23 protein-coding genes are annotated in these 23152 nt (G+C 44.1%); 13 read left to right on the top strand and 10 right to left on the bottom strand.

What is annotated here, in order from left to right:
• Positions 1 to 24 precede the first annotated feature (24 nt).
• From QUA83_RS04360 to QUA83_RS04350, 3 genes are all read left to right on the top strand, one after another.
• On the top strand, positions 25 to 495 hold the full coding sequence (locus tag QUA83_RS04360) for a HetP family heterocyst commitment protein (RefSeq protein ID WP_333291781.1): 471 nt from the start codon (positions 25 to 27) through the stop codon (positions 493 to 495).
• 398 nt (positions 496 to 893) lie between these two features.
• Positions 894 to 2159, top strand: a complete 1266-nt coding sequence (locus QUA83_RS04355) for a calcium-binding protein (protein ID WP_333291780.1) — start codon at positions 894 to 896, stop codon at positions 2157 to 2159.
• 253 nt (positions 2160 to 2412) lie between these two features.
• Positions 2413 to 3573 (top strand): calcium-binding protein, encoded by a 1161-nt coding sequence (locus QUA83_RS04350; protein ID WP_333291778.1) that lies wholly within the window; start codon positions 2413 to 2415, stop codon positions 3571 to 3573.
• Positions 3574 to 3969: 396 nt separating this feature from the next.
• Here QUA83_RS04350 and QUA83_RS04345 read toward each other — a convergent pair whose 3' ends face one another.
• Together QUA83_RS04345 and QUA83_RS04340 are read right to left on the bottom strand one after the other, a co-directional pair.
• Positions 3970 to 4248, bottom strand: coding sequence for a hypothetical protein (locus QUA83_RS04345; protein WP_333291776.1), 279 nt, complete (start codon positions 4246 to 4248; stop codon positions 3970 to 3972).
• Positions 4249 to 4727: 479 nt separating this feature from the next.
• Positions 4728 to 5012 carry a hypothetical protein gene (locus QUA83_RS04340; RefSeq protein ID WP_333291774.1) on the bottom strand — a complete coding sequence of 95 codons (285 nt, stop codon included), beginning with the start codon at positions 5010 to 5012 and terminating at the stop codon, positions 4728 to 4730.
• 121 nt (positions 5013 to 5133) lie between these two features.
• Between QUA83_RS04340 and QUA83_RS04335 the strand changes: the two genes are divergently transcribed.
• Entirely contained in the window at positions 5134 to 5958 is an 825-nt protein-coding gene (locus tag QUA83_RS04335; protein WP_333291772.1) for a hypothetical protein, read from the top strand.
• Between the two features lie 84 nt (positions 5959 to 6042).
• Positions 6043 to 6783, top strand: coding sequence for a peptidylprolyl isomerase (locus QUA83_RS04330; protein WP_333291770.1), 741 nt, complete (start codon positions 6043 to 6045; stop codon positions 6781 to 6783).
• 118 nt (positions 6784 to 6901) lie between these two features.
• Here the strand turns inward: QUA83_RS04330 and QUA83_RS04325 are convergent, their stop codons facing one another.
• Genes QUA83_RS04325 through recQ form a run of 3 tightly spaced genes read right to left on the bottom strand, consistent with a single transcriptional unit; the run spans position 6902 to position 10969 of the window.
• Positions 6902 to 7588, bottom strand: a complete 687-nt coding sequence (locus QUA83_RS04325) for a hypothetical protein (protein ID WP_333291768.1) — start codon at positions 7586 to 7588, stop codon at positions 6902 to 6904.
• Positions 7588 to 8703 carry an AAA family ATPase gene (locus QUA83_RS04320; RefSeq protein WP_333291767.1) on the bottom strand — a complete coding sequence of 372 codons (1116 nt, stop codon included), beginning with the start codon at positions 8701 to 8703 and terminating at the stop codon, positions 7588 to 7590. Before QUA83_RS04320 ends, QUA83_RS04325 begins: the two co-directional genes overlap by 1 nt.
• Before the next feature lie 46 nt (positions 8704 to 8749).
• Entirely contained in the window at positions 8750 to 10969 is a 2220-nt protein-coding gene (gene recQ / locus QUA83_RS04315; protein ID WP_333291765.1) for a DNA helicase RecQ, read from the bottom strand.
• A gap of 97 nt (positions 10970 to 11066) precedes the next feature.
• On the opposite strand from recQ, the gene QUA83_RS04310 reads away from it, so the two are divergent.
• Positions 11067 to 11351 carry a DUF427 domain-containing protein gene (locus QUA83_RS04310; RefSeq protein WP_190738299.1) on the top strand — a complete coding sequence of 95 codons (285 nt, stop codon included), beginning with the start codon at positions 11067 to 11069 and terminating at the stop codon, positions 11349 to 11351.
• A gap of 333 nt (positions 11352 to 11684) precedes the next feature.
• Here the strand turns inward: QUA83_RS04310 and QUA83_RS04305 are convergent, their stop codons facing one another.
• Positions 11685 to 12347: an L-threonylcarbamoyladenylate synthase gene (locus QUA83_RS04305; RefSeq protein WP_333291763.1), complete on the bottom strand. Its 663-nt coding sequence runs from the start codon at positions 12345 to 12347 to the stop codon at positions 11685 to 11687.
• A 75-nt stretch (positions 12348 to 12422) separates the two neighbouring features.
• Between QUA83_RS04305 and larC the strand changes: the two genes are divergently transcribed.
• On the top strand, positions 12423 to 13832 hold the full coding sequence (larC, locus tag QUA83_RS04300) for a nickel pincer cofactor biosynthesis protein LarC (RefSeq protein ID WP_333291762.1): 1410 nt from the start codon (positions 12423 to 12425) through the stop codon (positions 13830 to 13832).
• Positions 13833 to 14084: 252 nt separating this feature from the next.
• Positions 14085 to 14648: a Uma2 family endonuclease gene (locus QUA83_RS04295; RefSeq protein WP_333291760.1), complete on the top strand. Its 564-nt coding sequence runs from the start codon at positions 14085 to 14087 to the stop codon at positions 14646 to 14648.
• Positions 14649 to 14982: 334 nt separating this feature from the next.
• Here QUA83_RS04295 and QUA83_RS04290 read toward each other — a convergent pair whose 3' ends face one another.
• From QUA83_RS04290 to QUA83_RS04280, 3 genes are all read right to left on the bottom strand, one after another.
• A complete protein-coding gene (locus tag QUA83_RS04290) occupies positions 14983 to 17334 on the bottom strand; it encodes a PhoX family phosphatase (RefSeq protein WP_333291758.1) in 2352 nt (783 codons plus the stop codon).
• A gap of 151 nt (positions 17335 to 17485) precedes the next feature.
• Complete coding sequence (locus tag QUA83_RS04285) at positions 17486 to 17611, bottom strand: hypothetical protein (RefSeq protein WP_333291757.1); 126 nt, start codon at positions 17609 to 17611, stop codon at positions 17486 to 17488.
• Complete coding sequence (locus QUA83_RS04280; RefSeq protein WP_333291755.1) at positions 17604 to 18071, bottom strand: hypothetical protein; 468 nt, start codon at positions 18069 to 18071, stop codon at positions 17604 to 17606. The genes QUA83_RS04285 and QUA83_RS04280 overlap by 8 nt, the downstream gene beginning before the upstream one ends.
• A 389-nt stretch (positions 18072 to 18460) precedes the next feature.
• Between QUA83_RS04280 and folK the strand changes: the two genes are divergently transcribed.
• The 4 genes from folK to QUA83_RS04260 all read left to right on the top strand — a co-directional run bounded on the left by folK (position 18461) and on the right by QUA83_RS04260 (position 22171).
• Positions 18461 to 18943 (top strand): 2-amino-4-hydroxy-6-hydroxymethyldihydropteridine diphosphokinase, encoded by a 483-nt coding sequence (gene folK, locus QUA83_RS04275; RefSeq protein WP_333291754.1) that lies wholly within the window; start codon positions 18461 to 18463, stop codon positions 18941 to 18943.
• 187 nt (positions 18944 to 19130) lie between these two features.
• Complete coding sequence (locus QUA83_RS04270) at positions 19131 to 19679, top strand: NUDIX hydrolase (protein WP_333291796.1); 549 nt, start codon at positions 19131 to 19133, stop codon at positions 19677 to 19679.
• 149 nt (positions 19680 to 19828) lie between these two features.
• Positions 19829 to 21280 (top strand): FAD-binding domain-containing protein, encoded by a 1452-nt coding sequence (locus tag QUA83_RS04265; protein WP_333291794.1) that lies wholly within the window; start codon positions 19829 to 19831, stop codon positions 21278 to 21280.
• A gap of 243 nt (positions 21281 to 21523) precedes the next feature.
• Complete coding sequence (locus QUA83_RS04260; RefSeq protein WP_333291752.1) at positions 21524 to 22171, top strand: Uma2 family endonuclease; 648 nt, start codon at positions 21524 to 21526, stop codon at positions 22169 to 22171.
• A gap of 103 nt (positions 22172 to 22274) precedes the next feature.
• On the opposite strand, the gene QUA83_RS04255 is transcribed toward QUA83_RS04260, so the two are convergent.
• On the bottom strand, positions 22275 to 22724 hold the full coding sequence (locus QUA83_RS04255) for a hypothetical protein (protein ID WP_333291750.1): 450 nt from the start codon (positions 22722 to 22724) through the stop codon (positions 22275 to 22277).
• A 97-nt stretch (positions 22725 to 22821) separates the two neighbouring features.
• Between QUA83_RS04255 and QUA83_RS04250 the strand changes: the two genes are divergently transcribed.
• Positions 22822 to 23148, top strand: coding sequence for a hypothetical protein (locus tag QUA83_RS04250; protein WP_333291748.1), 327 nt, complete (start codon positions 22822 to 22824; stop codon positions 23146 to 23148).
• The last annotated feature ends 4 nt before the right edge of the window (positions 23149 to 23152 follow it).

Genomic DNA, 23152 nt, shown 5'->3' with positions numbered 1-23152 from the left:
CATTACACAAAATAGGATAAAGCTATGACTTCCCAATTTCACCATTCTGCCAATCATTCGCAAGTTGAAATCAAAGCCGAACAATTGGATGAGATAATTTCAGCCATCCTGGCAGGAAAGTATTCTTGGGCTTGTTTTTTACTTTTGCGCTCTGTCGGTTACAACCCTCTCGATTACATCCCTTATCGCACTTCCAACCGCTTACTTAAGGAAAATAGTCAAATCAGCAAGTCGAATAAATCGGAAACTACGCCTGCATTGGGCAAAATTGCCGATTTAGATTATCTGGAGGTGGTAAGGGACAAACGAGCCGGAGTTCGAGGGGGTTATGTCACTCAGGCTTTGAGCGAGTTGTACTCAGAGCCGAGAGGTTTTGTACTTGAAATCAAAGAAGGGCAAGATCTCTCGGCGCCGACGGTTGAGTGTTTGCCAATTTCAAATCAAAGATTTTTTGCTGGATTTAAGACAGATTTGTGTAATTTCGCGATCGAGTAGATTGCTCGATCGACAAACAACCCGGTTGCTGGTGTTGAGTGTGCCAGTTTGTTCGTTTACTCATCGCGGGCGATCGGGTTTTTCAGTAGGCCACTATCCCGCTCTCATTTTTTAGTCCTAGAAATTATTCTTAACCTCTTGACATCAGAACAACAAGTGAGATTAGACTGACGCAGGCACACTATATAATATAGTGTGCCAAAAAAGGGCGATCGCGTTCCCCTTGCAGCCCGTGCTACGCATTTGAGCTCATGAAGAAAGATCGTCCTGATATAAAAACTTTATCATCAAAAAATCACCCTTAAAACAAAAAAACTGCCAAAATGGCAACACGAATTAAACTTATTTATTTATAATAGTAACAACCAGATTTCTAAGAATTACAAACATATAAGATCATGCCGAATACTTTATTTTTACAACCAATTTCTCCCAGTGACAATTCTAACCCTAACTATGCTAGTGCTACAGGAGGGGCTGTTTTTTCCAACTATAGTCAAGCAGCTTCAGGAACTTTGACTTCCGCCGAGACAGATACGTTAGTCACAGGTGGGGTATCTGCTGCTATTGCTGATGCCCAAGCTGTGTTTAGCAATGACCCAAGTTTCTCTGCCCTCTTTACTGATAGTGCTGTAATTTCTCTTGGTGAAGCATCTCAGGGAAGCTCTAGTAGCGAAACTAAAGTGGTTGCTAATTTTTCGATCGCCAAAAATCAAACTTTCTCTTTCGATTTTGCAACTAATTTACAGTTACAAGCCAAAGAAATTGAAGATCGTAAAACTGAATATAACTGGGCTCAGGGTAAAACTTCTTTCCTCATATTAGAAACTGGTGATTTCAAAAAGCCAAAAGTATTAGATTATTTTGGCATAAACGGGAAGTTAATCTCTGCGGATAAAATGGCTGAGCTGAAGGTTAGAACTCCTCGCAAACAAGACTACATTACCATTACCGATCGCAATCAAAGCACGGATATTGATGGTAACAATGGTCAAGATTTTGTCACAGGCTCCACTACGGGGCATTATCAGAGGAAATTTAACCGCGATCTCAACATCACCATAGTGGAACTGAATACCAGTGACACTAAATTTAAACAAGATGCTTTGATCGGTAAACTGGGTTCAGATGTCACCTATGGCACAATCTGGGATGATTTAATCAATGGAACTCAAGGCGAAAACAAAATATATGGCAGTCTAGGAAATGATAAAATTCATGCACATGGAGGCAATGATATCCTTGAAGGTGGTTTAGGTAATGATTGGTTGGATGGTGGTGACAAAAATGATAAAATTCATGGCAGCGATGGTGATGATACCCTGATAGGTGGTCCAGGTGATGATACCCTAGTTGGTGGTCCAGGTGATGATCTGATGAAGGGCAATAGCGGTAACGATCTCTTTCTTTTCAAAAATGATGATAGCTTGCTCAGAGGGGAGTTCGATATTATCAAGGAATTTAAAGCCGATAAAGCAAAGATTGAATTGCAGGGGTGGGGTACGATGAATGCCTCAGATTTGTTGGCGGGAAGTGCGACATCACCATTCCAAATCGGCGATACCCCAGATGGTGCTCTTTTAACTTCTAGTTCTGGTGGAAAAGTTCTATTGGAAGGTATAAGAGTCAACCAAATCAAGCCCGAAAACTTTTTGTTTTCTTAATAAATTATCGAAATCCTAGAATTTAACAACCGAAAAGCCAGAGCATCTTAGGCAGGGCATCTTAAGCTAAGATGATCTGGCTTTTTATCTATTTTTACTACTTGATATATTTTTACTATTGTTCATCCCAACTTCAATATTCATCTAGCAATATTTTTATATAAAATTACTGCCAAAATGGCAACAATCACAGGATAAATGTATTTATGCTGTTGGCAGTATACCAAAAAATTCAAACAAGAGAGCAAAACGTATGGCCACGGTAAACGGAACTTTTTTAGCTGACATTATCGGACTTAATACTACCCTAAAATCAACGGATCTAGATGATGCCATCTTCGGTAGTGGTGGAGATGACAGTATTTTTGCAGGAGCGGGAAGAGATTTTGTGTCTGGAGGTACAAACAACGACACGGTTTACGGAGCCGATGGCGATGACCAATTGTTTGGAAACAGCGACAACGACTACTTGGATGGTGGCAGTGGCAATGACTACCTGGATGGAGGAAGTGACAACGACACCATCTATGGAGGAGACGGTAACGATCAAATAAATGGCAGCTTCGATAAAGACTTGCTGTTCGGAGGTACGGGTAATGACCGGATCCTGGGTAGTGGCGGCGACGACAGCATGCTTGGAGAACAGGGCGATGACACGATCGTTGGTGGCTTCGGTAACGAACTGATTGATGGGGGTCTCGGAAAGGACAATCTCAACAGTGGCGGAGGCAATGACCGAGTTATCGGAGATGGGATTTTTACCCCTGGGCTTGTAGGGGACAATGATACTATCCTTGCCAGCGACGGTGATGACACCATCTACGGTGGCTTCATCAATGCCTCCAGCTTCAGTGGCAATGACAACCTAGATGCGGGCAATGGCAATGACTTGCTAATTGGGTGGGATGGCAATGACACTGCGATCGGCGGTGGCGGTAATGACATCATTGATGGGGGTATCGGCAATGACAGCATGACGGGGGGCAGCGGTAATGACAACTTGATCGGTCATTTAGGGGATGATACTTTGATTGGTATTAACACCGCTAGCACTCTTCCAGGAGCAGGAGAATTTGATATTTATAGAGGCGATGTATCTGGCGTACCCCTGAGCCAGAGAGGCAGAGACACTTTCCTTCTCGGTGATGCTAATTATGTTTACTACAGATCGGCTGGCAATAGCGACTTGGCTTTGATTCAGGACTTCCAGAATGGTTTGGATAAAATTCAGCTTAAGGGAACGGCGACTGACTATACTTTGTCGCTAACAGCCACTCCAGGTGCGCCAGCGGGTGTTTTCGATACAAGAATTTTATTGGGTACGGAATTAATTGGTATCGTGTCGGCGGTTGGTCTGACAGGAACGTCTCCAGTTTTGAGTCTTACCAACTCGACCCAATTTGGTTTCGTTTAACGCATTCGGAAACAAATCAGCTAAAAGAGAACAATCACCACCTATGTAAGCAGGTGGTGATTTGATTAGCAGCTTGGTCAGGACTTACGCAAAAAACCCGGTTTCTTTGAAAAATCGTCGCTCTCTCCCAGAGATATTGACGCAGAAACCGGGTTTTTGACCCCCGTGCGTAAGTCCTGTTGGTATTCATTTTTCAGTTAGATCATGTCAGCTTAATCACTTATAATATCGAGTCCGCTTCAGTAGTCGTCATTCTGATCCTTCGCAAGGATCTGGACAGTAAAGAATCTCGCTAGTTAAATTATGACTGTTGATCTTAGTCCTAAATCAGCTTAATGTATCAGCAAGTAAAGCCAGTAGCTCCCTGAAGAACTACTGGCTTTTGAGATAGTTCGATTAGCTGGAGGCAGAGAAAGAGGTAGCACTAGCGGAAGCCATACACTCGTCGGTGTAGGTGAAGCTGAGTGCTTCAGCGTGAGCATTATAACCGTAGGCTACTGCATCAGCTTCTGCGAAAGCGCTAATTCCAGAAACATAGGACTCTACACAGAAATCTTTCTCGATATATACGTCTTCGTAGAAAGTGAGGTAGGTGGAAGCCTCATAATCAGAAATACCGCCGACGATATTTTCTTGTTGGACGACTTCCAAGTAATTCAGATCAGAGATAATCATGGCTTTGCTCCTTTTGAAAGAGAGTGGTTTGTTGTTGTCATGTTACCTAATTTAGCTTGCCTTGTGGTGTCTGTGTTGCCATTTTGGCAGAACTTTTTTTCGGTAACAACTTGGTTTTTATATGCTCAATCCATCAGAGAATAACAAGGATTGTTTTGCCATTTTAGCAGAAAATTTTTCTGTTTTGGCTGAACAAGGTTGTTTCCTTTGATGTTTTTAATATAGCTAGGCTTTTCCTACCTGTGTTGCCAAATTGGCAGATTTATGATTTTTTTTAAATTAACCATAAATTTTGCTAAAACTATTTATTTAAGCAAGTTTTACTCATAAAAATATCCTGAAAGTTTACTAACTTTCAGGGCAGATACTTTCACTGAAAATTTCCCAACTTTCAGAGCAGATAGTTTTACTATATTTCTTGACACCCAAAATACAAACAATTTATTTAGTTCAGATTATGGAATGTAAAGAATTTCTATCTAAATATATAAAATAGGAGATGTGTTGCCATTTTGGCAGGTTTTTAATTGAGAGAGGGATTGGGGCAGTCGAGTCGGGTGGTGTTCGATCGCGATCGTATTCAAATCAGCCAAATTCGTCGCATTCCAGGCTGCTGCCACCCCTTCGATCCGCCGTTCGGAGTCCCCGGACAACAGATTTCCAGGCAGAGCCTCGGAAGCGATGTCCAGAGGGGGAGCCTCGCTTGCTTGAGAAATTGGACATAATGTAAAAATTGAAAGCTTGCAAAAGTCCTGTAATTTCAAACAAATCTGCCAAATTGGCAACATAGCTCTAATTAGTCCAGATAGATTAAATTTGAAATTGGTAGTGTTGATGTTCATGCAAATGCTGTTCGTATTTATAGATAAAAGGAGATAAATCGCGATGCATCCATTAGATTCACTAGCCGATCAGCCCTTAAATCTTGAAAACAGCAATATTTTAAACACCTTAAATTCGCTGAAAAACAACGCTGGTGCCGGCAGCAGTTCTAGTTCCTTCGTAAATGAAAGTGGCGCCGGCAGTACCAGCACTGCGATCGCCACTTCCCCTACGGGAGAAACTAGCTACAGCAGCCAAACAGTTTATACTCCGGAAGCCACCTCCAGTAGTGGCAGCGCAGAAGCTTCGGCTTCTTTTGATGTTCCTCCGACATCGAGCGCGACAGCAACGGCACCAGCAGCAACACCAGCGCCAGTAACGACTCCAACTCCAACGCCAACACCTTCAAAAAATGGCGATGATCTGATGGCAGGTCATGGAGGCAACGATGCGATCGATGGAGGCGATGGCAACGACACTTTGCGGGGAGGAAAAGGTCAAGATTTGCTGATTGGCGGCAACGGCGACGATTTTCTTTGCGGCCACTTTGGCAGCGATACATTGATTGGAGGTAGTGGCGCTGATACCTTTGCCTTTAGACCGGAAACAGCGAGTGCAGCAGCTAATCCATTGTTAGCAGATCGAGTCGTTGATTTCAATCCCGCTCAAGGCGATCGAATTGGGCTGATAGGGGGAATTTCGGTAACAGACTTGACACTCGTCACGTTTGATACGGATGGTGACGGTACGACAGACGCGACTCTGCTCAAGTTTAGTTCAAATAATGGCGATCGAATTTTAGCTGTTGTTTTGGGAACAGTTAACGCAGCGGGTGCAACAACTTTGAGCAATGCTGATTTTATTAGTTTGCCAAATAACATCTTGTAGCTAACCGTTAACCGTTAACCCCAACTACCCCGCAGGAATCGTCGGGGGATGAAGTTAGTAAATTTATAGAGTTGAGAGAGAAAGATGAAGGACTTTTACGGGCCATTAATTAAAGAAAGTGAAATCATCGAACAACTCAGACAAGAGATGCAATTAAAAACATTTAGTCAAAAGGTTTTGCAGAAAAAAGTTATTGAGAAAGCAGCCCGGGAACGGGGGTTAACTGTGACTCCCGACGAAATTCAAGCTGTGGGTGACCAACTCCGCCGCCAGAAGCGTTTGGAGAAAGCTGCAGATACGATTGCTTGGCTGGTTGATCAGATGATTTCTGTAGAAGATTTAGAAGCCGGAATTTGCGAGCGGCTCCTCAGCCAAAAACTAGCCGAACACTTGTTTAGCAAAGAAGTAGAAAAAAATTTCGTTCAAAACAAATTGCAATTCGACCAAATAATTCTTTATCAAATAGTTGTTGCCAACCCCCAGCTTGCTCAGGAACTATTTTATCAAATTCAAGAAGGAGAAATCAGCTTTTTTGATGCCGCTCATCTTTACGACATTGACGAAAATAGTCGGCATTTATGCGGTTGCAAAGGCAAGGTTTATCGGTGGGGTTTAAAACCCGACATAGCCGTCGCCGTATTTAGCGCTAAACCCGGAGAAGTAATTCGTCCAATTGAAACAGAACTAGGATATCACTTGTTTCTGGTTGAAAAGTTTCTCCCAGCGGAATTAACCCCTGAACGGTATCAAGAAATATTGCACAATCTGTTTAACGAATGGCTGGCTAACGAAGTCAACCATTTATTGTACACTTCTAAAGTGTAGGTGGCACGCGGAGCACAGAGAAGCCTAAGTGGTTTGACGGGCGCATTAGAGCGCTCTCGGTGTGGTGTGCATGGAACCCTCATCTAGAGGTTCTACCTAAGTCCTATAATTGTTGCGTTTAACTTGGTAATTTGGATTTAACTATATTACAAAAATCGATAAACTGACGAAAAGTAGTAAGTTGTTCTGGGTGAACTTGAATTCTTGCCAATAGCTGTTCCAAATAAAATGGCTTGAGTACATCTCCCGGTCGTTTCTTAGAATACGTAATATTTTTAGCTTCAAATAACGCTCTCAAATAAGCTCCATGAAACTGAGCGTGAGTATTAAACTCTTGATATCTGCCCATATTTTCGGGACAGTTAACGGAAACATCATAATATCTAGTATAATCTAATAAAGGTTTATCTTGAGGATTTTTAGAATAAATCTTTCGATTGCCTAGAAGCCAACTTTCCAAGCATCGATTCTGAAATATCAGCACAAGTTCTGCATTGTTTAATTTCAATTTTTGCTGACTTAAAAACTCATCAATTTCAGTTTCAAGTTCAGAAACAGTATTTTCCTCGGCATCCAGACACACTACAAAATAGCTGTATTTTCCGTTTGAGTTGATTTCGGCGATCGCAGGCGGTATGAAATTGTATAATGAAGGATATCCTTCGCCACTAATCAGGTAATAATTTTTTTCATTCACATCATCGCAACTCTCAACTCGCTGCAATTCCGGTATAAGGTAAGACAGCCAAGCCGGATAAACTTTTTTCTCCGATTGTGTTCCTTCGACCAAAAAATACAGATTCATTAAACTTTAATTCCTTCGGTGTATTCTTCAAGATTAATCAGTTGCATAAAAGCTTGATGCCTCGATTTTCCCAAGTTCAAATCTTTAGCATCTATCACAGTTACAACCCCACCTTTGCGAGTGACTATTTTCCAGTGTTCCATTCCAATATTATTGATTATGTAAGGATGGTGGCTGGTGAGAATGAATTGAATATTTCTATTTTCCACAATCAAATCTGTCACAACATCGATACAGTTAATCCCCAAGCTATTTTCAAATTCATCAATCAGGATTAGAGTGCCTTCGGGCGACAAATACAGTTGGCTAATGTGAATTAAGGTTTTCAGCATCCCTGACGAGATATTGTCTTGAAAAATCCAATTATTAACACCTTTTTCTTTTATTTGAATTGGAAAACTAATAAATGAGGATTCCTCATCTTGTACTGGTTCTATTTTTATGTCTTCCACTTGAGGAAAAGCTTGTATAAATATGTCTTTTATTTTAGGAAAAATATCTGAAAAAAGGCGATAAATAAAAGCTAATTTTATCTGGGTTGGCATATCGCTTTCCTTAATATCATCTAATAAAATATCACTTTTTTGTATCCTTGATATCATTGTATAGTTTATATCGTAATAATCTATTGAACTCGAATTATTGCTAGTTATTTTATTAAAAGCCTGGTGAACAGGTGAAATATCTTCTTCTTGATTTAAAATTTCAACTACGCTTTGGAATGGAGACAATTTTGGCGTTATCTTGCCTTTAAATATAATTTCATTAGGTGTTCTTTGTACAACTGCATTTCCCTCTCTGAATAATTTTTCACTAACAATTCTAAATTCATTAGTTTCGCCGTCATCATTAAGAATGAAGGGCAGATTTTCTTTTGTTTCAAATTCGCCTTGCCAGCGATATTCTACATTGTTTACTGTCGAGAATGTAACGTCCCATGCTAAACCATTTAATGAAGCACCATTAGCTATCTGTTGTAAACTCAAAATGCCTTTCAAAATTTGTGTTTTGCCCACACCGGAGACACCAACTAATAAAGCCAAGTTGGAAAAATATATCGGTTCAAAACGCCACTCTCGTAAATTATCCCAAAAAGCTACTTTTTTAATTTTCATTTCTCCCTCCTATCAATCATCAGCGTTTATCTGCCTACATCTGCGGTTAAAAACCGACATAATTTTGCCGCCACCAAGCGCGCACAAACTTAATCTCCTCAAAGGTATAACGTTCTTCCAAAAAATCATAAATTGCTCTCAGTTTTTCATCCCCCATAACTTCAATAGCGTACACTATCGCCTGCTGGCGTTCCGATTCTACCAATAAATTTATATCAACTTCCCTGCCCATTTCCATCAACTCTATCAGATGACCAGAAATAGTATTAGGACTCATACCCCGCGCATTAGCTATTCCTTGAACTGTCAAACCTTGTCGGTATAATTCCCAAGTTTGCATCTGCGAATAAGACGCAACGTTGGAAAGATTGGGAAGATTAGCGACATCAGAAGATGCAGCACCACTTGGCAATCCTTGTTCTTGGCAAAAAGTGCGAATTGCCTCCAAGAAAACCTTGCCGTACTTATCTCGCTTGTTGCTACCCACGCCGTAAACTTCCTCGAATTCTGTGAGATTTTGCGGGCGTTTTTCTGCCATATCTCGCAAGCTTTTATCGGCAAAAACTACGTAAGGTGGCACAAATTGTTCGTCGGCAATTTGCTTGCGTAGTGCCCGCAATATTGCAAATAAGCTTTCAATTTCTACTGCCAAAGAGCGAGTTTTTGCCTGCACTTCCCGTTTCGGTTCGACGGCTATTTCAACTGTTCGCTGGCGCTTCATTACTTCCCAACTCCTCTCGTTAAGTTTCAAAATTGGAAAGCCGTCGCTGGTTTCGTTCAATAATCCTTGATGTAAAAGCGATCGCGCTAACATTTTCCACTCGTCTGCACTTCTATCTTTGCCAATTCCGTAAGTAGAAAGTTTGTCGTGTTGGTACTGCAAAACCTTTTGATTTTTAGAGCCTCGCAGCACGTCTATAATGTGATTCATGCCAAATTTTTCAATGTAATTCATGCCCAACTTTCCTCTGCACCTCGCGACGCAAGAAAGAAACTTCATTGCCTCAAGTGTCCAATCTTCTACGGGTTTTTGGTTGCAACAGTTATCGCAAGTACCGCAGTTTCCGGGGAATGAATCGCCAAAATAACTTAACTGGATTGTACGACGGCAATCTGTGGATTCTGCATAGTTTATTACTCGACGCAACTGTTGGCGAGCAATTCGTTGTTCTTGTGGGTCAGGTTTTTGCTCGATGATGTAGTCGATCATTTTGACATCGCCGTAGCCAAAAAATAAGCTGCAATGGGCGGGTTCGTTGTCTCGGCCTGCGCGGCCTGATTCTTGATAGTATCCTTCGAGGTTCTTGGGTAAGTCGTAGTGAATTACAAACCGCACGTCTGGTTTGTTAATGCCCATACCAAAGGCAATTGTGGCTACCATTACTTGCACGTCGTCGCGAATGAAGCGGGTTTGATTGGTTGCGCGATCGACATCGTTCATGCCCGCGTGGTAGGGTAAGGCTGGGATGCCACTTTGTTGCAATTTAGAGGCAAGTTCGTCAACTTTTTTGCGACTGAGGCAATAGATAATTCCGGAACCGCCTTTTTTTTGGATGATTTCCAAAACTTCGGCAAAACTGTGCTTGGTTTTGGGGCGGACTTCGTAGTATAAATTGGGGCGGTTGAAGCTGGCGACGTGGATGTAGGGATTTCGCAGAGTTAGCTGCTGGATGATGTCTTGGCGGACGCGCTCGGTGGCGGTGGCGGTTAGTCCCATAATGGGAATGTCGGGATATCGATCGCGCACTCGTTGCATTTGCCTGTATTCTGGTCGAAAGTCGTGTCCCCATTCCGAAACGCAGTGGGCTTCGTCGATCGCAAATGCCGAAATTCCTAACTTATTTGCTACTATATCTAAAAATGGTAAAAATCTCTCACCCAGCAAGCGTTCGGGTGCAACATAAAGCAATTTAATCTTACCTTCGAGAATTGCTGTTTCGCGCGATCGGGTTTCCTGACTGCTCAAAGTGCTGTTGAGAAAAGTCGCCCCAATTCCATTATCCTGCAAAGCCTCCACCTGGTCTTGCATCAGAGCAATTAACGGCGAAACAACCACCGTCAATCCCGGTTTCAACAGTGCCGGTAATTGAAAACACAAAGACTTGCCACCGCCCGTCGGCATGACAATCATCATATCCCGTTTTTGTAAAGCAGCTTCGACAATTTCCTGCTGTCCCGGACGGAAAGAGTCATAGCCAAAAAAATGTTTAAGAGCTTGTTCCAGGGACAGTGGCACAGAAGATATTGGCGGATGAGACGCTGGCATTTGCAGTAGTTGGTTGTTGGCTTCTCAACTATTCTATGCCTTTTGAGCACAAATACAGTTACAATAATTGAGAATCTCAATTTAACCAGAAAAACTGATGCCGAAAGCAATTTGGAATGGTGCCGTTTTGGCCGAGAGCGACAAGTGCGAAATTGTAGACAACAACTATTATTTCCCCGCCGATGCCATCAACCGTGAGTATTTCAAAGACAGCAGCACTCACACTACTTGCGGTTGGAAAGGTGTTGCTAGTTACTACAGTGTCGAAGTCGGCGGACAAGTTAATAAAGATGCTGCGTGGTACTATCCAACTCCAAAAGATGCTGCTAAAAATATTGCCGGATATATTGCTTTTTGGAAAGGAGTTAAGGTAGAGGCTTAGGTTTTTGCCGCAGGTTTGTTAGCTGGCGATTCCGACAGGCTGCCAGGGAATTAATTCCCTGGCTCATAGCTGAAGTCGTCTTAAGACGAATGTGGAAATTAGGGAGTAATAACATAAGTTGCGATGAGTTAAAATAGAAATAATATCTAATATCTACTGATAGCGATTGCTACTCTGATAATTGTCAATTTTTTAAAATATAGGACTGAGCTTAATTAAATTCAATACCATAACCGCTATATTTAACAGTCCTCTTTGAGAGGACTTTCGCTCTCTCGACGGGGGTTTTGAACCCCCGGCGGACTGTTGGAGAAGCGAAAGCATCCTCAAATTTTAATCTTCCCAAACGGCGACAGCTTCCGCACCCAAACCACGGCGAACAACAATCGGTTCGCTTTGTGTCAAATCGAGAATGGTAGAAACTTGATATCCCGGATCGGAACCGTCATCGACAATGATATCTACTAACTTTGAAAAACAGTCAAAAAGTTCAGCTTTGCCAAAACTTTCTGCTTTTTCTGCTGGCACCGGTGCAGCACCTTCATCATCCGTGGTAATGTGAGCGGATGTTGAAATAATTGGATTGCCCAAGGCTTCCAACATTGTAAAACAAAGCCGCTGGTCGGGAACGCGAATTCCAGTGGTTTTGCGCTTCGGGCTCATTACCAACCGTGGCACTAACTTTGTCGCTGGCAGCAGAAATGTATAAGGCCCCGGTATTAACCGCTTGATAATTCTGTATGCTTCATCGCTGACTGTAGCATAGTCGGTGATATTGGACAGAGAGGAACACAAGAACGTTAAAGGCTTATCATTGGATAGTTGCTTGATCTGCCTGACTCTTTCTACCGCAGACTTGGAGTTGAGATCGCAGCCGATCGCATAAACTGTATCTGTCGGATAAAGCATCACGGCCCCATCTTTTAGAGCTTTTGTAATCTTCTCGATCCGGTCTCTTTGGGGTGCAACTGGATGCACTTCGTAAATAGTTGCCATGTTAAGATATTGCAGGCTAAGTGGGCGATCGAAATATCGAGTGAAACAATCAATGCTAAAAATTAATTGTTAACAATGAATAAAATAGCTTATTTTGACTGTCCAACCGGCATTGCTGGCGATATGTGCATCGGAGCTCTCGTCCACGCTGGCGTTCCTTTAGACTACCTAATCGAAAAACTCAATTTGCTCGGCATTTCGACAGAGTACCAGTTGCGGACGGAATTAGTCCACCGGAATACTCAACAAGCAACTAAATTTTATGTCGATTTAGCTGCGGATTTGTGGTTAAAACCCCAAAATTCCGCTACCGAACTCGATCCCTCAGAAACCGAATCCCCGACTTTTGACGCCCGCCACCACCATCATCACGGGGAAGAACATTCTCACAGTCACGGCGAAGCTGATGCCGAAATTAGCCACAGTCATCACCGCAATTTGCCCGAAATTGAGCAAATCATCGTCTCTGCAAAATTGCCTCCGCGCGTGGAAGCTTGGAGTTTGGCCGTATTTGGCAAATTAGCAGATGCAGAAGGTGCCGTACATGGTATCCCCGCAAGCGAGGTTCACTTTCACGAGGTGGGGGCGACGGATGCAATTATTGATATTGTCGGTACTTGTTTGGGTTTGGATTGGTTGGATATTCAGGAGTTTTACTTTTCGGCGATGCCGACTGGCGCAGGTACGGTGAAGGCGGCCCACGGCCGATTAGCGGTGCCGACGCCGGCGGTGATGCGGTTGTGGGAAACGCACCGAGTGCCGGTTTATAGCAATGGGATCGATCGCGAATTGTGTACTCCTACGGGAACTGCGATCGCCTGTACTCTCGCCGCTAGTTTCGGGCCGCCACCGTCGATGCAAATTCAGGCGATCGGTTTGGGTGCAGGTTCTCGAAACCTGGCAATTCCTAATATTTTGCGCCTCTGGATTGGGGAGAAGTCAGAAGGGGAGAGGGGGAGAGTGGGAGAGTGGGAGAGTGGGAGAAAGACGGCTACTAATTCCCCATTCCCGATGCCCAATTCCCAATTCCCAATGCCCAATTCCATAGAAACTATTACGGTACTGGAAACGCAAATTGATGATTTGAGTCCGCAGGCGATCGGCTATGTTTTTGATGCTTTGTTTGCCGCCGGAGCTCTGGATGTTTTCACTGCCCCAATTGTGATGAAAAAGTCGCGGCTGGGGGTTTTGTTAACTGCGATTTGTCATCCAGAATTTGAGGATGCTTGCGAAGCTGTGATCTTTCGCGAAACTACTACTCTGGGAATTAGGCGATCGACTCAACAGAGAACTATTTTACACCGAGAAATCGAGACTGTTCAAACAGAATACGGCGAAGTGCAAATAAAAGTTGCTAAGTCTGGAGAAACGATTACTAATGTGCAGCCGGAATATGAGGATTGCGCGGAAATTGCCAGACTAAAAAATATTAGCTGGCGGGAAGTTCATCGCTTGGCGCTGCAAAGTTGGTACGATCGTACTTAATCAATTACAGTGACTTACAAGAGGAATTTATTCCCTGACGGGCTGACAACCCGTCAGACTCAGCAGGCTTGAGGAATATCTAAATCAGAGGAATCAAAACCTCTGATATCATGTCCGGTAGATTACCCCTAATACGTTAGGGGCTCCCCTCACGAAAAATATCTGCCAATAATTGACAATCTCAAAAACCCGCCCTTTTAATCGCTTTTTCTTCAAGCTATTATATAAACATACTTCATTCCCGATCGCATTATGGTTGCCTTACCCGATCGCCTATCGATGAGTGCAGAAGAATACCTGGCTTGGGAACCCACCCAAGAGGAACGCTACGAGTATTGGGATGGCGAAGTAGTCGCCATGAGTGGCGGCACCCGCAATCACAATCGAATTTCAGGAAATTTCTTCAGAATCCTAGATGATGCCCTTGTATATCGCCCTTGCGAACCTTACATCACGGATGTCAAAGTCCAAGTGGAACGAGGGCAAAAATATTTTTATCCTGATGTTGTGGTAACTTGTGATGAGCATGATAACGATCCGCAATTAGTGCAATTTCCTTCCTTAATTATCAAAGTTTTATCGCCTTCCACAGAAGCAGCAGATCGCGGCATTAAATTTGCTAAATACCGCCAATTTTCAACAATGCAAGAGTATGTCTTGGTGCAAGTTGAACAGCCAGGAGTAGAAATGTTTCGGCGCAATCAACAGGGGGAATGGGTTCTCTCCGAGTATGGTTTAGGCGATTCCTTGCAGCTTGAATCGGTGAATCTAGAAATTTCGATCGCCGATTTATATCGCCAAGTAAAATTTTCTTAAAAATTTCCCTGTCAAGGGATTTGATATTAATTATCCTAGCGATTTTTTTTAGTATTTGAACGAACCGCGAAGACGCGAAGATTGCGAAGAAAGAACAGTATCTTCTTCTTTCTCTTTCTTCGCGTCCGCGTGCCTCGCGGTTCATTTAATCTTACTCCAGATTCGTAAAAACCCGGTTTCTGGGCCCCGATGCGTAAGTCCTATTTAAACTGAGATGTTGCACCATTCTCAATAAGCTTTTTATGAACAGGCAAGATGCCTGTTCCACAAGAAAATTCACTCTTTGTGGAACAGGCATCTTGCCTGTTCTGGACAATGGTGCAAGATGTGAGATTTAAACAAACTGACCCGTTGGAGTCGATCGCACCCGACGAATTCCAATCACCGACGGCATCGGCGAACGACGCCTGTCATTCTCAATATTACTCGGCCACAAACTGCCGCGAGAAACACTACGAGTTTGATTAAAAACAGCACCGTTCAAATCCAACATTTCAATTTGCCGACTCAGTACAGTACCATCATCGATCGGACAATCTTCCCCAGGATGCTGCACCGCAAGCAACAACGTATCTCGCCCGACAAAAGTCGGCCCCGTCATTTCACAGCGATTCGGGCCGTAAGCAAACGGAATTACTGTTCCTGCATTCGGGCCGGAAGTCGGAATGTAAAACAGCCAATTGTTGCCGAAAACACCAGTCAAATCTGACACATTTCCCGTCTTTTTGTGGTCGATTGTCGTTGGCTTTCCACTCGCACCCACATCAAAACCGTTGTGCGTGCTCGTAGACATATCAGTGACGGCCCAAATATTGCCTTGAGCGTCAAAATCCAAATTGTCGGCACTAGCAAATCCCGACCCACCTACCGAACCCGCTTCTCCGCCTTGAGCCAAACGTTGCCAGCGGAACGTCAAACCTGCACCGTCGGGACTGTCTTCAATTATTTTGTAAAGTCCTCCCGACTGCTGAGTGCTGTTGACTGCGCTATCGTATTTAGCAACAGTAAAAATGCGAGAATCTGGATAGCCGTCGCTTCCGGGTGCGGCGTCAGTATAAGCAATGAAAACTTCTTTAGTAGTAGGATTAACTTCCAAATCTTCCGGCCGCGCCGTCGGAGTGCCACCAATCAAATTAGCAGCTAAGAAAGCATCAACTAAAACCGCGCCTTGGCTGCTGTAGAAATCAGCCAGAGTTTTATTTTGGTAGCCCGGAAGTGCTGTTGCTTCATTGGTTGTATCTACTACAAAAGAACCGCCGTCTTCGGTTTGACCAGCAATTCCGGCGCGTTTGGGGAAGCGAGTAGCGGCATCTCTTTGAGCTTTGCCAAAACTTGCTAATTCCGCTTCTCCCATTTTTTTTGGACTCAACGGATTAGTTTGGGCATTGATTGTTAGCTGCAGCCATCTTCCAGTACCGTTGCGGTTATATTGGGCAACGTACAAAATGCCGTCTTCAAACAATCGGCTGTTGTTTTTATCTGCGGGATTGGTGACAGTACCGTTGCTGACAAATTTCCAGGTGTGTCCGCCGCGCCGATCGTCCCCCATGTACCCTATTAACTTGCGGCCTGCTTCAGCGCGAATCGCGACGTTTTCGTGGCGGAAACGGCCCAACCATGTGTGCTTCCGGGGGCGGAAACTTGGATCTTGGGGATCGACTTCTACCATCCAGCCGTATTTTTCGCCGACTAAGCCGAATTCCTCGCCCGTAGTACCCTTGGCGTAGCCGGTTTGGCCGCCGTTGGGTTTGATGTTTTCCTGAACTCCGACGAAGAATAGTTCGCTACCTTGGAAGTTTTCTTCAGCGGAGAGGATTGTTCCCCACGGGGTTGTGGCGCCGGAACAGTTGTAGGCTGTACCGATGATGCGGTTGCCGAGTCCGTCGGTGTTGACTTGCGCGAAGACTTGGGTGGCTGCGGGGCCCGTGCCCGTGAGGTACTCGTTATCCCCTTGTCTGGTTCCCCAGGAGGTGACATCTTTGTATTTGTCGGTACGCTGGCTGTTGATTCCTAGCCCTGAAAGTCCGTGAATGCGTCGGTTGAGAGAGTCGCCGGCGATCGCCCCAAATCTACCGTTAGACTGTTTGGTGATGCGGACGATCGAACCACCGAGATTGTACAGAAATTCGCCGAGGGTATCGCGATTTTTTACGGATAAGTCTATACCGAGGACAGCGCGATCGGTTGTTGGAAATGGTGCCAGATCAGACGGCGCTTCCGGCGTCACTTTCGACATAGGGAAACCTACATACTCGTGGTTAACCCAGAGATAACCGTCGTCACTGCTGCCGCGAAGGGGTAGGAAGGCTGTATAGTCGCAGTTGTAGCCGAAATAGTCTGCCGGATTGGGGAAAACTCGATCGCCCCAGCGGACAATCACATAGCGTTCGTATTCCGGCGGCACAACCACATCGTCAACAATGCTGTAACTCGTTAATTTAGTATCCTGTGAGGCCGCCATCACGGTTCCCTGTCCGTTTAAGCCCGTCGGCATAAAGCTGGACAATTCTTGATAAATCGGCAGCGGGTGGGGAAGTCTTAACGGAGTGAAAGATAGCGGAACTACAGCTTCGGCCGAGGTGGAATTGATGCCGAATAGTGTTTTAGTTAGTTGAGGGGCAAGCACAGTGGTAGCTGCACTGCTGCCGAAGAAAATTAACAGTTGTCGGCGAGTTATTTTAGACATAAATTCCTGTTCAGCCCAACTTCCCTAATCTGATGATTCCGTATGAAACTCTATCACTGTTCAATTAAGGGAAGTTAACCTGAAGGTTAATTAAAGTGGAATTATATTTGGGTTAATAATTGGTTATTGGTTATTGGTTATTTGTTATTGGTTATTTGTTATTTGTTACCAATTCCCAATGCCCTGTTTGCCCTGTTTGCCCAATTCCCGATGCCCGATGCCCGATGCCCGATGCCCGATGCCCGATGCCCGATGCCCGATGCCCGATTTCAATCATCTCGAAAACCCGGGTCATTTTCTGGGGATGTCGATCGACTAGGCGCAGGTGCATTCATCACTTGCGAATACCCAGAATTTGGGGACGAAATATTGCCGTTTCGGAATCCCAGCAGCAATTGAGCATCGGCAAAATATCTAGTCCACTGTTCAATTCTCGCATCTTGTTGCCAGTCGTGGCGGGATACTCTCGATCGCAAAACTGGAACTCTTTGTCGGCTGCGATCGGCTGTAATGATGATTGTAACTTCTGTTAATGCCGGATTTTCTTGAAACTCGCGGGCGATCGACTCTTTCGCTAAATCTTCCGCCTGCTGCACTAAACTCGCAAAAGATTGACTGCCGTCCGCATCTAGGGTAAGGTAGCGCTCTTTTGTTTCAGCCAAACCTATTGATATACTTGCTGTTAAACTGATAATTGCTAGAATGACAGCCGACAATAAGCGTAGGTACAAATTCATTATGTTTGAGACTAAATACTAACACTTGTCAATGATAGTTAATAAAATTTAACACGAAGTTAATATTTGATTAAAATAATATTTTGTGTCACCACATTTCCCTAAAAAAGTGTCCTATAGGCTTAATTTACCCACCAAAAATTAGGCTTTTAGGGGCGGATTTTACTCGAAATGTTTGTCGGTAGTAAAGGATATCGATCAACCCGCCCCCGCGTTACTCTTCTTCCTTCTTCCTTCAACATCAGAAGGAACCCTCGATAATTAATCCGTGTATTCGTGTCAAAATCCGTGTCGTGCCTTCCCTCTTCCTTCTTCCCTTTTCCATCGGACTGACATCCGTTACATCCGTTACATCCGTTACACAATCCGTTGCCGAACCTTCTTCTTTTATGAAATCAACAAAATGTGCGATCGCCCTCGGTAGCAACTTAGGTGACTCCCTCGCCACACTCAAAAGCGCGATCGCCACCCTCAACAACACCCCAGGAATAGCAGTAAAATCCCATTCAAGCTGGTATCAAACCGCCCCCGTCGGGCCGCCCCAACCCGATTACATCAACGCCTGCGCCATCCTCGAAGTGGCACTAGAACCCGAACAATTGCTAGCAGCTTTATTAGAAATTGAAATAAAATTTAATCGAATTCGCCGAGAAAAATGGGGGCCAAGAACCCTCGACCTAGATTTGCTGCTGTACGACAATTTAATCCTAGAAACTCCGACACTGACTCTACCTCATCCCCGGATGACCGAAAGAGCTTTTGTATTAGTACCTTTAGCAGAAATTGCCCCGGATTGGGTGCATCCGGTGACGAAAAGTGCGATCGCCCAACTCCTGCAAACCGCAGATTGTTCCGGAGTGCAAAAATTGTAACTGTAAATATTGAGCAAAATTCACGGATCGTACCAGTTTCAAAAAAAATGCAACCCTAGGTAAGCTGCCAAGTGTGATAGTCATCAGTCATTCCCAATCTAAAATCTAAAATCTAAAATCTAAAATCCTATGAGATCGCCTATGATGTCTTAAATCGGTGCACGCTAACATTATTCGCTTGTCGCTTATGTCGATCGGTCAAGAACTACCCCAACTCCTCAAACAACGCCTATTTTACCAAGGGCGCAAATTCAACTTTGACGTAGCCACCCTCCGCCTTCCCAACGGTTCCGAAGGCGAGTGGGAATGTATTCGCCACCCAGGCGGAGCACTTGCAGTTCCCGTCACACCCGAAGGTAAACTCGTATTGGTACGCCAATATCGCTTTGCCACAAAAGGGCGAATTTTAGAATTTCCCGCAGGTACAGTAGAAATCAATGAAAATCCCGCCGAAACTATCAAACGCGAAATCGAAGAAGAAACCGGATATCGCGCCGGAAAATGGCATAAATTAGGGCAATTTTTTCTCGCCCCCGGTTATTCCGACGAAATCATTTATGCTTTCTTAGCCCAAGATTTGGAAAAACTGGAAAAGCCGCCAGCACAAGACGATGACGAAGACATGGAGACAGTTTTATTCACCCCGGAAGAATTAGAAAAAGCTATCTTAGCTGGGGAACCAATTGATTCAAAATCTATTTCTAGCTTTTTCTTGGCACGTCCCTTTTTGATGTAAATAGGACTGACAAAAAAACCCGGTTTCTTATAAAAATCGTGCGTCAAACCGATAAATATTAACTTAGAAACCGGGTTTTTGACCCCGCGTGTGTCCAGGGCTGTAAAATCTAAAATCTAAAATCTAAAATCTAAAATCGAATGTCCGATATATCCAATCTAATTTTATTTTGGCACCGCCGCGACTTGCGTATTTCTGACAACATCGGACTGGCAGCAGCGCGCCAGCAAAGCCCGAAAGTAGTCGGAATTTTTTGTCTCGATCGCAATATCCTAAATCGCGATGACGTAGCGCCAGCCCGAGTCACATACATGATAGGCTGCTTGCAAAAACTCTCCTCGCGTTACAGGGATGCAGGCAGCCAATTGCTGATAATTCAAGATGACCCGATCCTAGGAATACCGAGATTAGCAACAGCTATAAATGCTCAAGCAGTATTTTGGAACTGGGATGTAGAACCCTACGCAAAACAGCGCGATCAGTCTGTATCAAACGCCCTCCAACAAGCAGGAATTCAAGTTCAAAATTTCTGGGATCAACTCCTGCACGCCCCAGATGAAATTCGCAGCGGTACAAAGACTCCCTACACAGTTTATACACCATTTTGGAAAAAATGGAACAGTAAACCCAAAGCCCAACCAGTAGAGACACTGCCGATAACTTATCTGGAATTAATGACCGGATTAACCGCCGAAGAACAAGCAATCGCCAACCAAGCAGGTGCAATGGAAACAGTGCCAACTGCCTCTAGTTTGGGATTTATTTGGGAAAACCCATTAGTAATAGAACCAGGAGAAGATGCAGCGCAACAAAAATTAGAAGAATTTTGCGATCGGGCAATTTACCAATATCAAGAACAGCGCAATTTCCCCGCCATTAACGGCACATCCCAACTCAGCGCCGCCCTCAAATTTGGTGCAATTGGCATCCGCACTGTTTGGCAAGCTACCCAGATAGTAATGGACACTTGCCGCAGCGAAGAAGCGTCTACAAGCATCCGTACTTGGCAACAGGAAATAGCGTGGCGGGAATTTTACCAACACGCCATGTATAATTTCCCAGAATTAGCAGACGGCCCCTACCGTCAAGCATTCAAAGACTTTCCTTGGGAGAACGATGAAAAGCTCTTTCAAGCTTGGTGTAAAGGCAAAACTGGCTATCCTATTATCGATGCAGCAATGCGGCAGTTAAATCAGACAGGTTGGATGCACAATCGCTGCCGCATGATAGTCGCCAGTTTCCTCACCAAAGATTTAATTATTAACTGGCAGTGGGGCGAAAAATACTTCATGCAAAAATTGATAGATGGCGACCTTTCTGCTAACAACGGCGGCTGGCAGTGGAGCGCATCTAGCGGCATGGACCCGAAACCTTTGCGAATATTCAATCCCGCCAATCAAGCTCAAAAATTCGATCCGGAAGGGGAATATATTCGGCACTGGGTTCCAGAATTGCGTCGCGTTGATACTAAAGTTTTGCTAACAGGAAATATTTCGCCTTTAGAACGCCGACTTCTTCATTATCCCTCTCCGATCGTAGATCACAACGAGCAGCAGCGCAAGTTTAAGGAACTTTACAGCCAGCAAAAAAACGCAGATTAGACAGCTCGATTTTTGGCAGTTAACAGTAAATTAAGTTGAGAGGGCGCTGTACACCCATCAACTTAAAAGATGGTATCAGTTATAATCAATAGTCCGGACAGTTTTCAATCACTAACGGCAGAATGCGGGTTTCAGCCTTCTCAGTGAGGTCAAATGCTAACGGTAGAATGAGGGTTTCAGCCTCGGTCTCAAAAACTGTCCGGAGTATTGATAATAAACTTAAAAAATAAATCGGAGGTTGAAATGGTATCGCTGCAATTAAGGCAAATCAGTGTACCCCCAGGACATAGAGTGCTGTTTAATGATGTCAACTGGCAGGAATTTGAAGCAATTTTAGAAGAGTTGGGAGAACACCGTGGCTCTAGAATAGCTTACAGTCAAGGAACTTTGGAGATTAGGATGCCACTACCAGAACATGAATTCAATAAGGAAATCATTGGCGATATGGTGAAAATATTACTCGAAGAACTTGAAATTGATCGAGAATGTTTTGGTTCTACGACTTTTAAGAGAAAAAGTATGTTACAAGGAATTGAACCTGACAACTGCTTTTACATTCAGAATCACGCTCTAATGATTGGCAAAAAGCGGATAGACTTAACTGTAGATCCGCCGCCTGACTTAGCAATTGAAGTCGATCTAACTTCCAAAACTCAACTCGATGCTTACGAAGCTTTGGGAGTACCTGAAATCTGGCGCTATGAATATAAAAAGCTTCAGATTAATGTGCTTCAAGATGGGAAATATGTTGAATCGGAAATTAGTCCGACTTTTCCCAATCTGCCAATTATTGAAGCTATTTCTCAATATTGCGAACAAAGTCAAACAGCGGGCACGAGTCAAACTCTCAGATTGTTTCGCAAGTGGGTTAAAGACCAAATACAAAATTGATATGAAATCCCTATTCCCCGCACTTGCTGTCAGAATTCCAGCTTATTTACGATCGCCAAAAAGCCCAGTTTATGACAGCAAGCCTCCTAATCCCGTTGTATTGTTAATTGCGCTTTTGGGAAATAGAGAGAGAGTAAGGGTGTTGACCTTGAGATCGATCGCCCACAAAAATAACATAAGTTCCCTTGTCCCCATAACCGGAAAATTCTACATTCCCCGCAGCAGCATTCGCCGGCAGGACGCAGAAACGCCCCCTCGGCCCCTGAATCATCAAACTCGGAGCTCCAGCGGTTTGTACTGCAATCCGCCAGTAAGGTAAATCCTGCGTTACTTCGATGACGTGGTTCGGTGCTTGGGACACAAAACCGCAGTCGCCGCTATTGTTCGGGCCGCCGGAAACTCCAGAAACTCCCAGCGGTTCGGGAAATCCCGGAGCAATTTGTAGCGGTTGGCTCCGAATAGCACCGGCATCCGCTAAAATCATTGCCAAGGCTACGGTCACGATCGAGCTAAACCACAGTTTGCCGCGATCGCCCGGATAATTGATCTTCATGTTTCCTCACACAATGGCATTTGGTTATAGTTCTTTGACGGTAGGGGATAATGGCGGTTCCAAACACATTAATCGAAAATAACTTCCGAATTTTTTTATGAATCCTCAAAATAACTTCAATTGGCAGCAAGCGTTCGGAGAACTAAAAGCTAAAGTAGAACGATCGCCACTCATCACACAAAATTCAGACAGCTATCAAGCCGTCGGAACCTTATACAATCAATTACTGGACAAGTTTCAAAGACTCCCCAAACCGGGGCAGGTGGCAGCCTTTGCCGTCGGAGCGATAATTGTCCTGACAGTCTTCAATAGCATCGTACAGCTAATTTCGGCCCTGATGACTCTTGCCGTTCTCGGAGTGCTAATCTACATAGCGTATAAATTGGCAATTTCGCCCCAGTCCTCAAATACTAACGACAAATAATAGG

The sequence above is a fragment of the Microcoleus sp. K1-B1 genome (genome assembly GCF_036704705.1).
Taxonomy (GTDB): Bacteria; Cyanobacteriota; Cyanobacteriia; order Cyanobacteriales; family Microcoleaceae; genus Microcoleus.
Note: the sequence above shows the minus strand (reverse complement) of the source record. Positions and strands in the feature narration are given on the sequence as shown.

What these genes read in the sequence shown, in the direction of transcription:
- QUA83_RS04350 (WP_333291778.1), top strand. Translation starts at nt 2,413, where the DNA reads ATGGCCACGGTAAACGGAACTTTTTTAGCTGACATTATCGGACTTAAT.
- QUA83_RS04355 (WP_333291780.1), top strand. Translation starts at nt 894, where the DNA reads ATGCCGAATACTTTATTTTTACAACCAATTTCTCCCAGTGACAATTCT.
- QUA83_RS04250 (WP_333291748.1), top strand. Translation starts at nt 22,822, where the DNA reads ATGAATCCTCAAAATAACTTCAATTGGCAGCAAGCGTTCGGAGAACTA.
- QUA83_RS04330 (WP_333291770.1), top strand. Translation starts at nt 6,043, where the DNA reads ATGAAGGACTTTTACGGGCCATTAATTAAAGAAAGTGAAATCATCGAA.
- QUA83_RS04320 (WP_333291767.1), bottom strand. Translation starts at nt 8,703, where the DNA reads ATGAAAATTAAAAAAGTAGCTTTTTGGGATAATTTACGAGAGTGGCGT.
- QUA83_RS04295 (WP_333291760.1), top strand. Translation starts at nt 14,085, where the DNA reads ATGGTTGCCTTACCCGATCGCCTATCGATGAGTGCAGAAGAATACCTG.
- QUA83_RS04325 (WP_333291768.1), bottom strand. Translation starts at nt 7,588, where the DNA reads ATGAATCTGTATTTTTTGGTCGAAGGAACACAATCGGAGAAAAAAGTT.
- QUA83_RS04345 (WP_333291776.1), bottom strand. Translation starts at nt 4,248, where the DNA reads ATGATTATCTCTGATCTGAATTACTTGGAAGTCGTCCAACAAGAAAAT.
- QUA83_RS04360 (WP_333291781.1), top strand. Translation starts at nt 25, where the DNA reads ATGACTTCCCAATTTCACCATTCTGCCAATCATTCGCAAGTTGAAATC.
- QUA83_RS04310 (WP_190738299.1), top strand. Translation starts at nt 11,067, where the DNA reads ATGCCGAAAGCAATTTGGAATGGTGCCGTTTTGGCCGAGAGCGACAAG.
- QUA83_RS04285 (WP_333291757.1), bottom strand. Translation starts at nt 17,611, where the DNA reads ATGATTGAAATCGGGCATCGGGCATCGGGCATCGGGCATCGGGCATCG.
- QUA83_RS04270 (WP_333291796.1), top strand. Translation starts at nt 19,131, where the DNA reads ATGTCGATCGGTCAAGAACTACCCCAACTCCTCAAACAACGCCTATTT.
- recQ (WP_333291765.1), bottom strand. Translation starts at nt 10,969, where the DNA reads ATGCCAGCGTCTCATCCGCCAATATCTTCTGTGCCACTGTCCCTGGAA.
- larC (WP_333291762.1), top strand. Translation starts at nt 12,423, where the DNA reads ATGAATAAAATAGCTTATTTTGACTGTCCAACCGGCATTGCTGGCGAT.
- QUA83_RS04290 (WP_333291758.1), bottom strand. Translation starts at nt 17,334, where the DNA reads ATGTCTAAAATAACTCGCCGACAACTGTTAATTTTCTTCGGCAGCAGT.
- QUA83_RS04335 (WP_333291772.1), top strand. Translation starts at nt 5,134, where the DNA reads ATGCATCCATTAGATTCACTAGCCGATCAGCCCTTAAATCTTGAAAAC.
- QUA83_RS04280 (WP_333291755.1), bottom strand. Translation starts at nt 18,071, where the DNA reads ATGAATTTGTACCTACGCTTATTGTCGGCTGTCATTCTAGCAATTATC.
- QUA83_RS04260 (WP_333291752.1), top strand. Translation starts at nt 21,524, where the DNA reads ATGGTATCGCTGCAATTAAGGCAAATCAGTGTACCCCCAGGACATAGA.
- QUA83_RS04255 (WP_333291750.1), bottom strand. Translation starts at nt 22,724, where the DNA reads ATGAAGATCAATTATCCGGGCGATCGCGGCAAACTGTGGTTTAGCTCG.
- folK (WP_333291754.1), top strand. Translation starts at nt 18,461, where the DNA reads ATGAAATCAACAAAATGTGCGATCGCCCTCGGTAGCAACTTAGGTGAC.
- QUA83_RS04305 (WP_333291763.1), bottom strand. Translation starts at nt 12,347, where the DNA reads ATGGCAACTATTTACGAAGTGCATCCAGTTGCACCCCAAAGAGACCGG.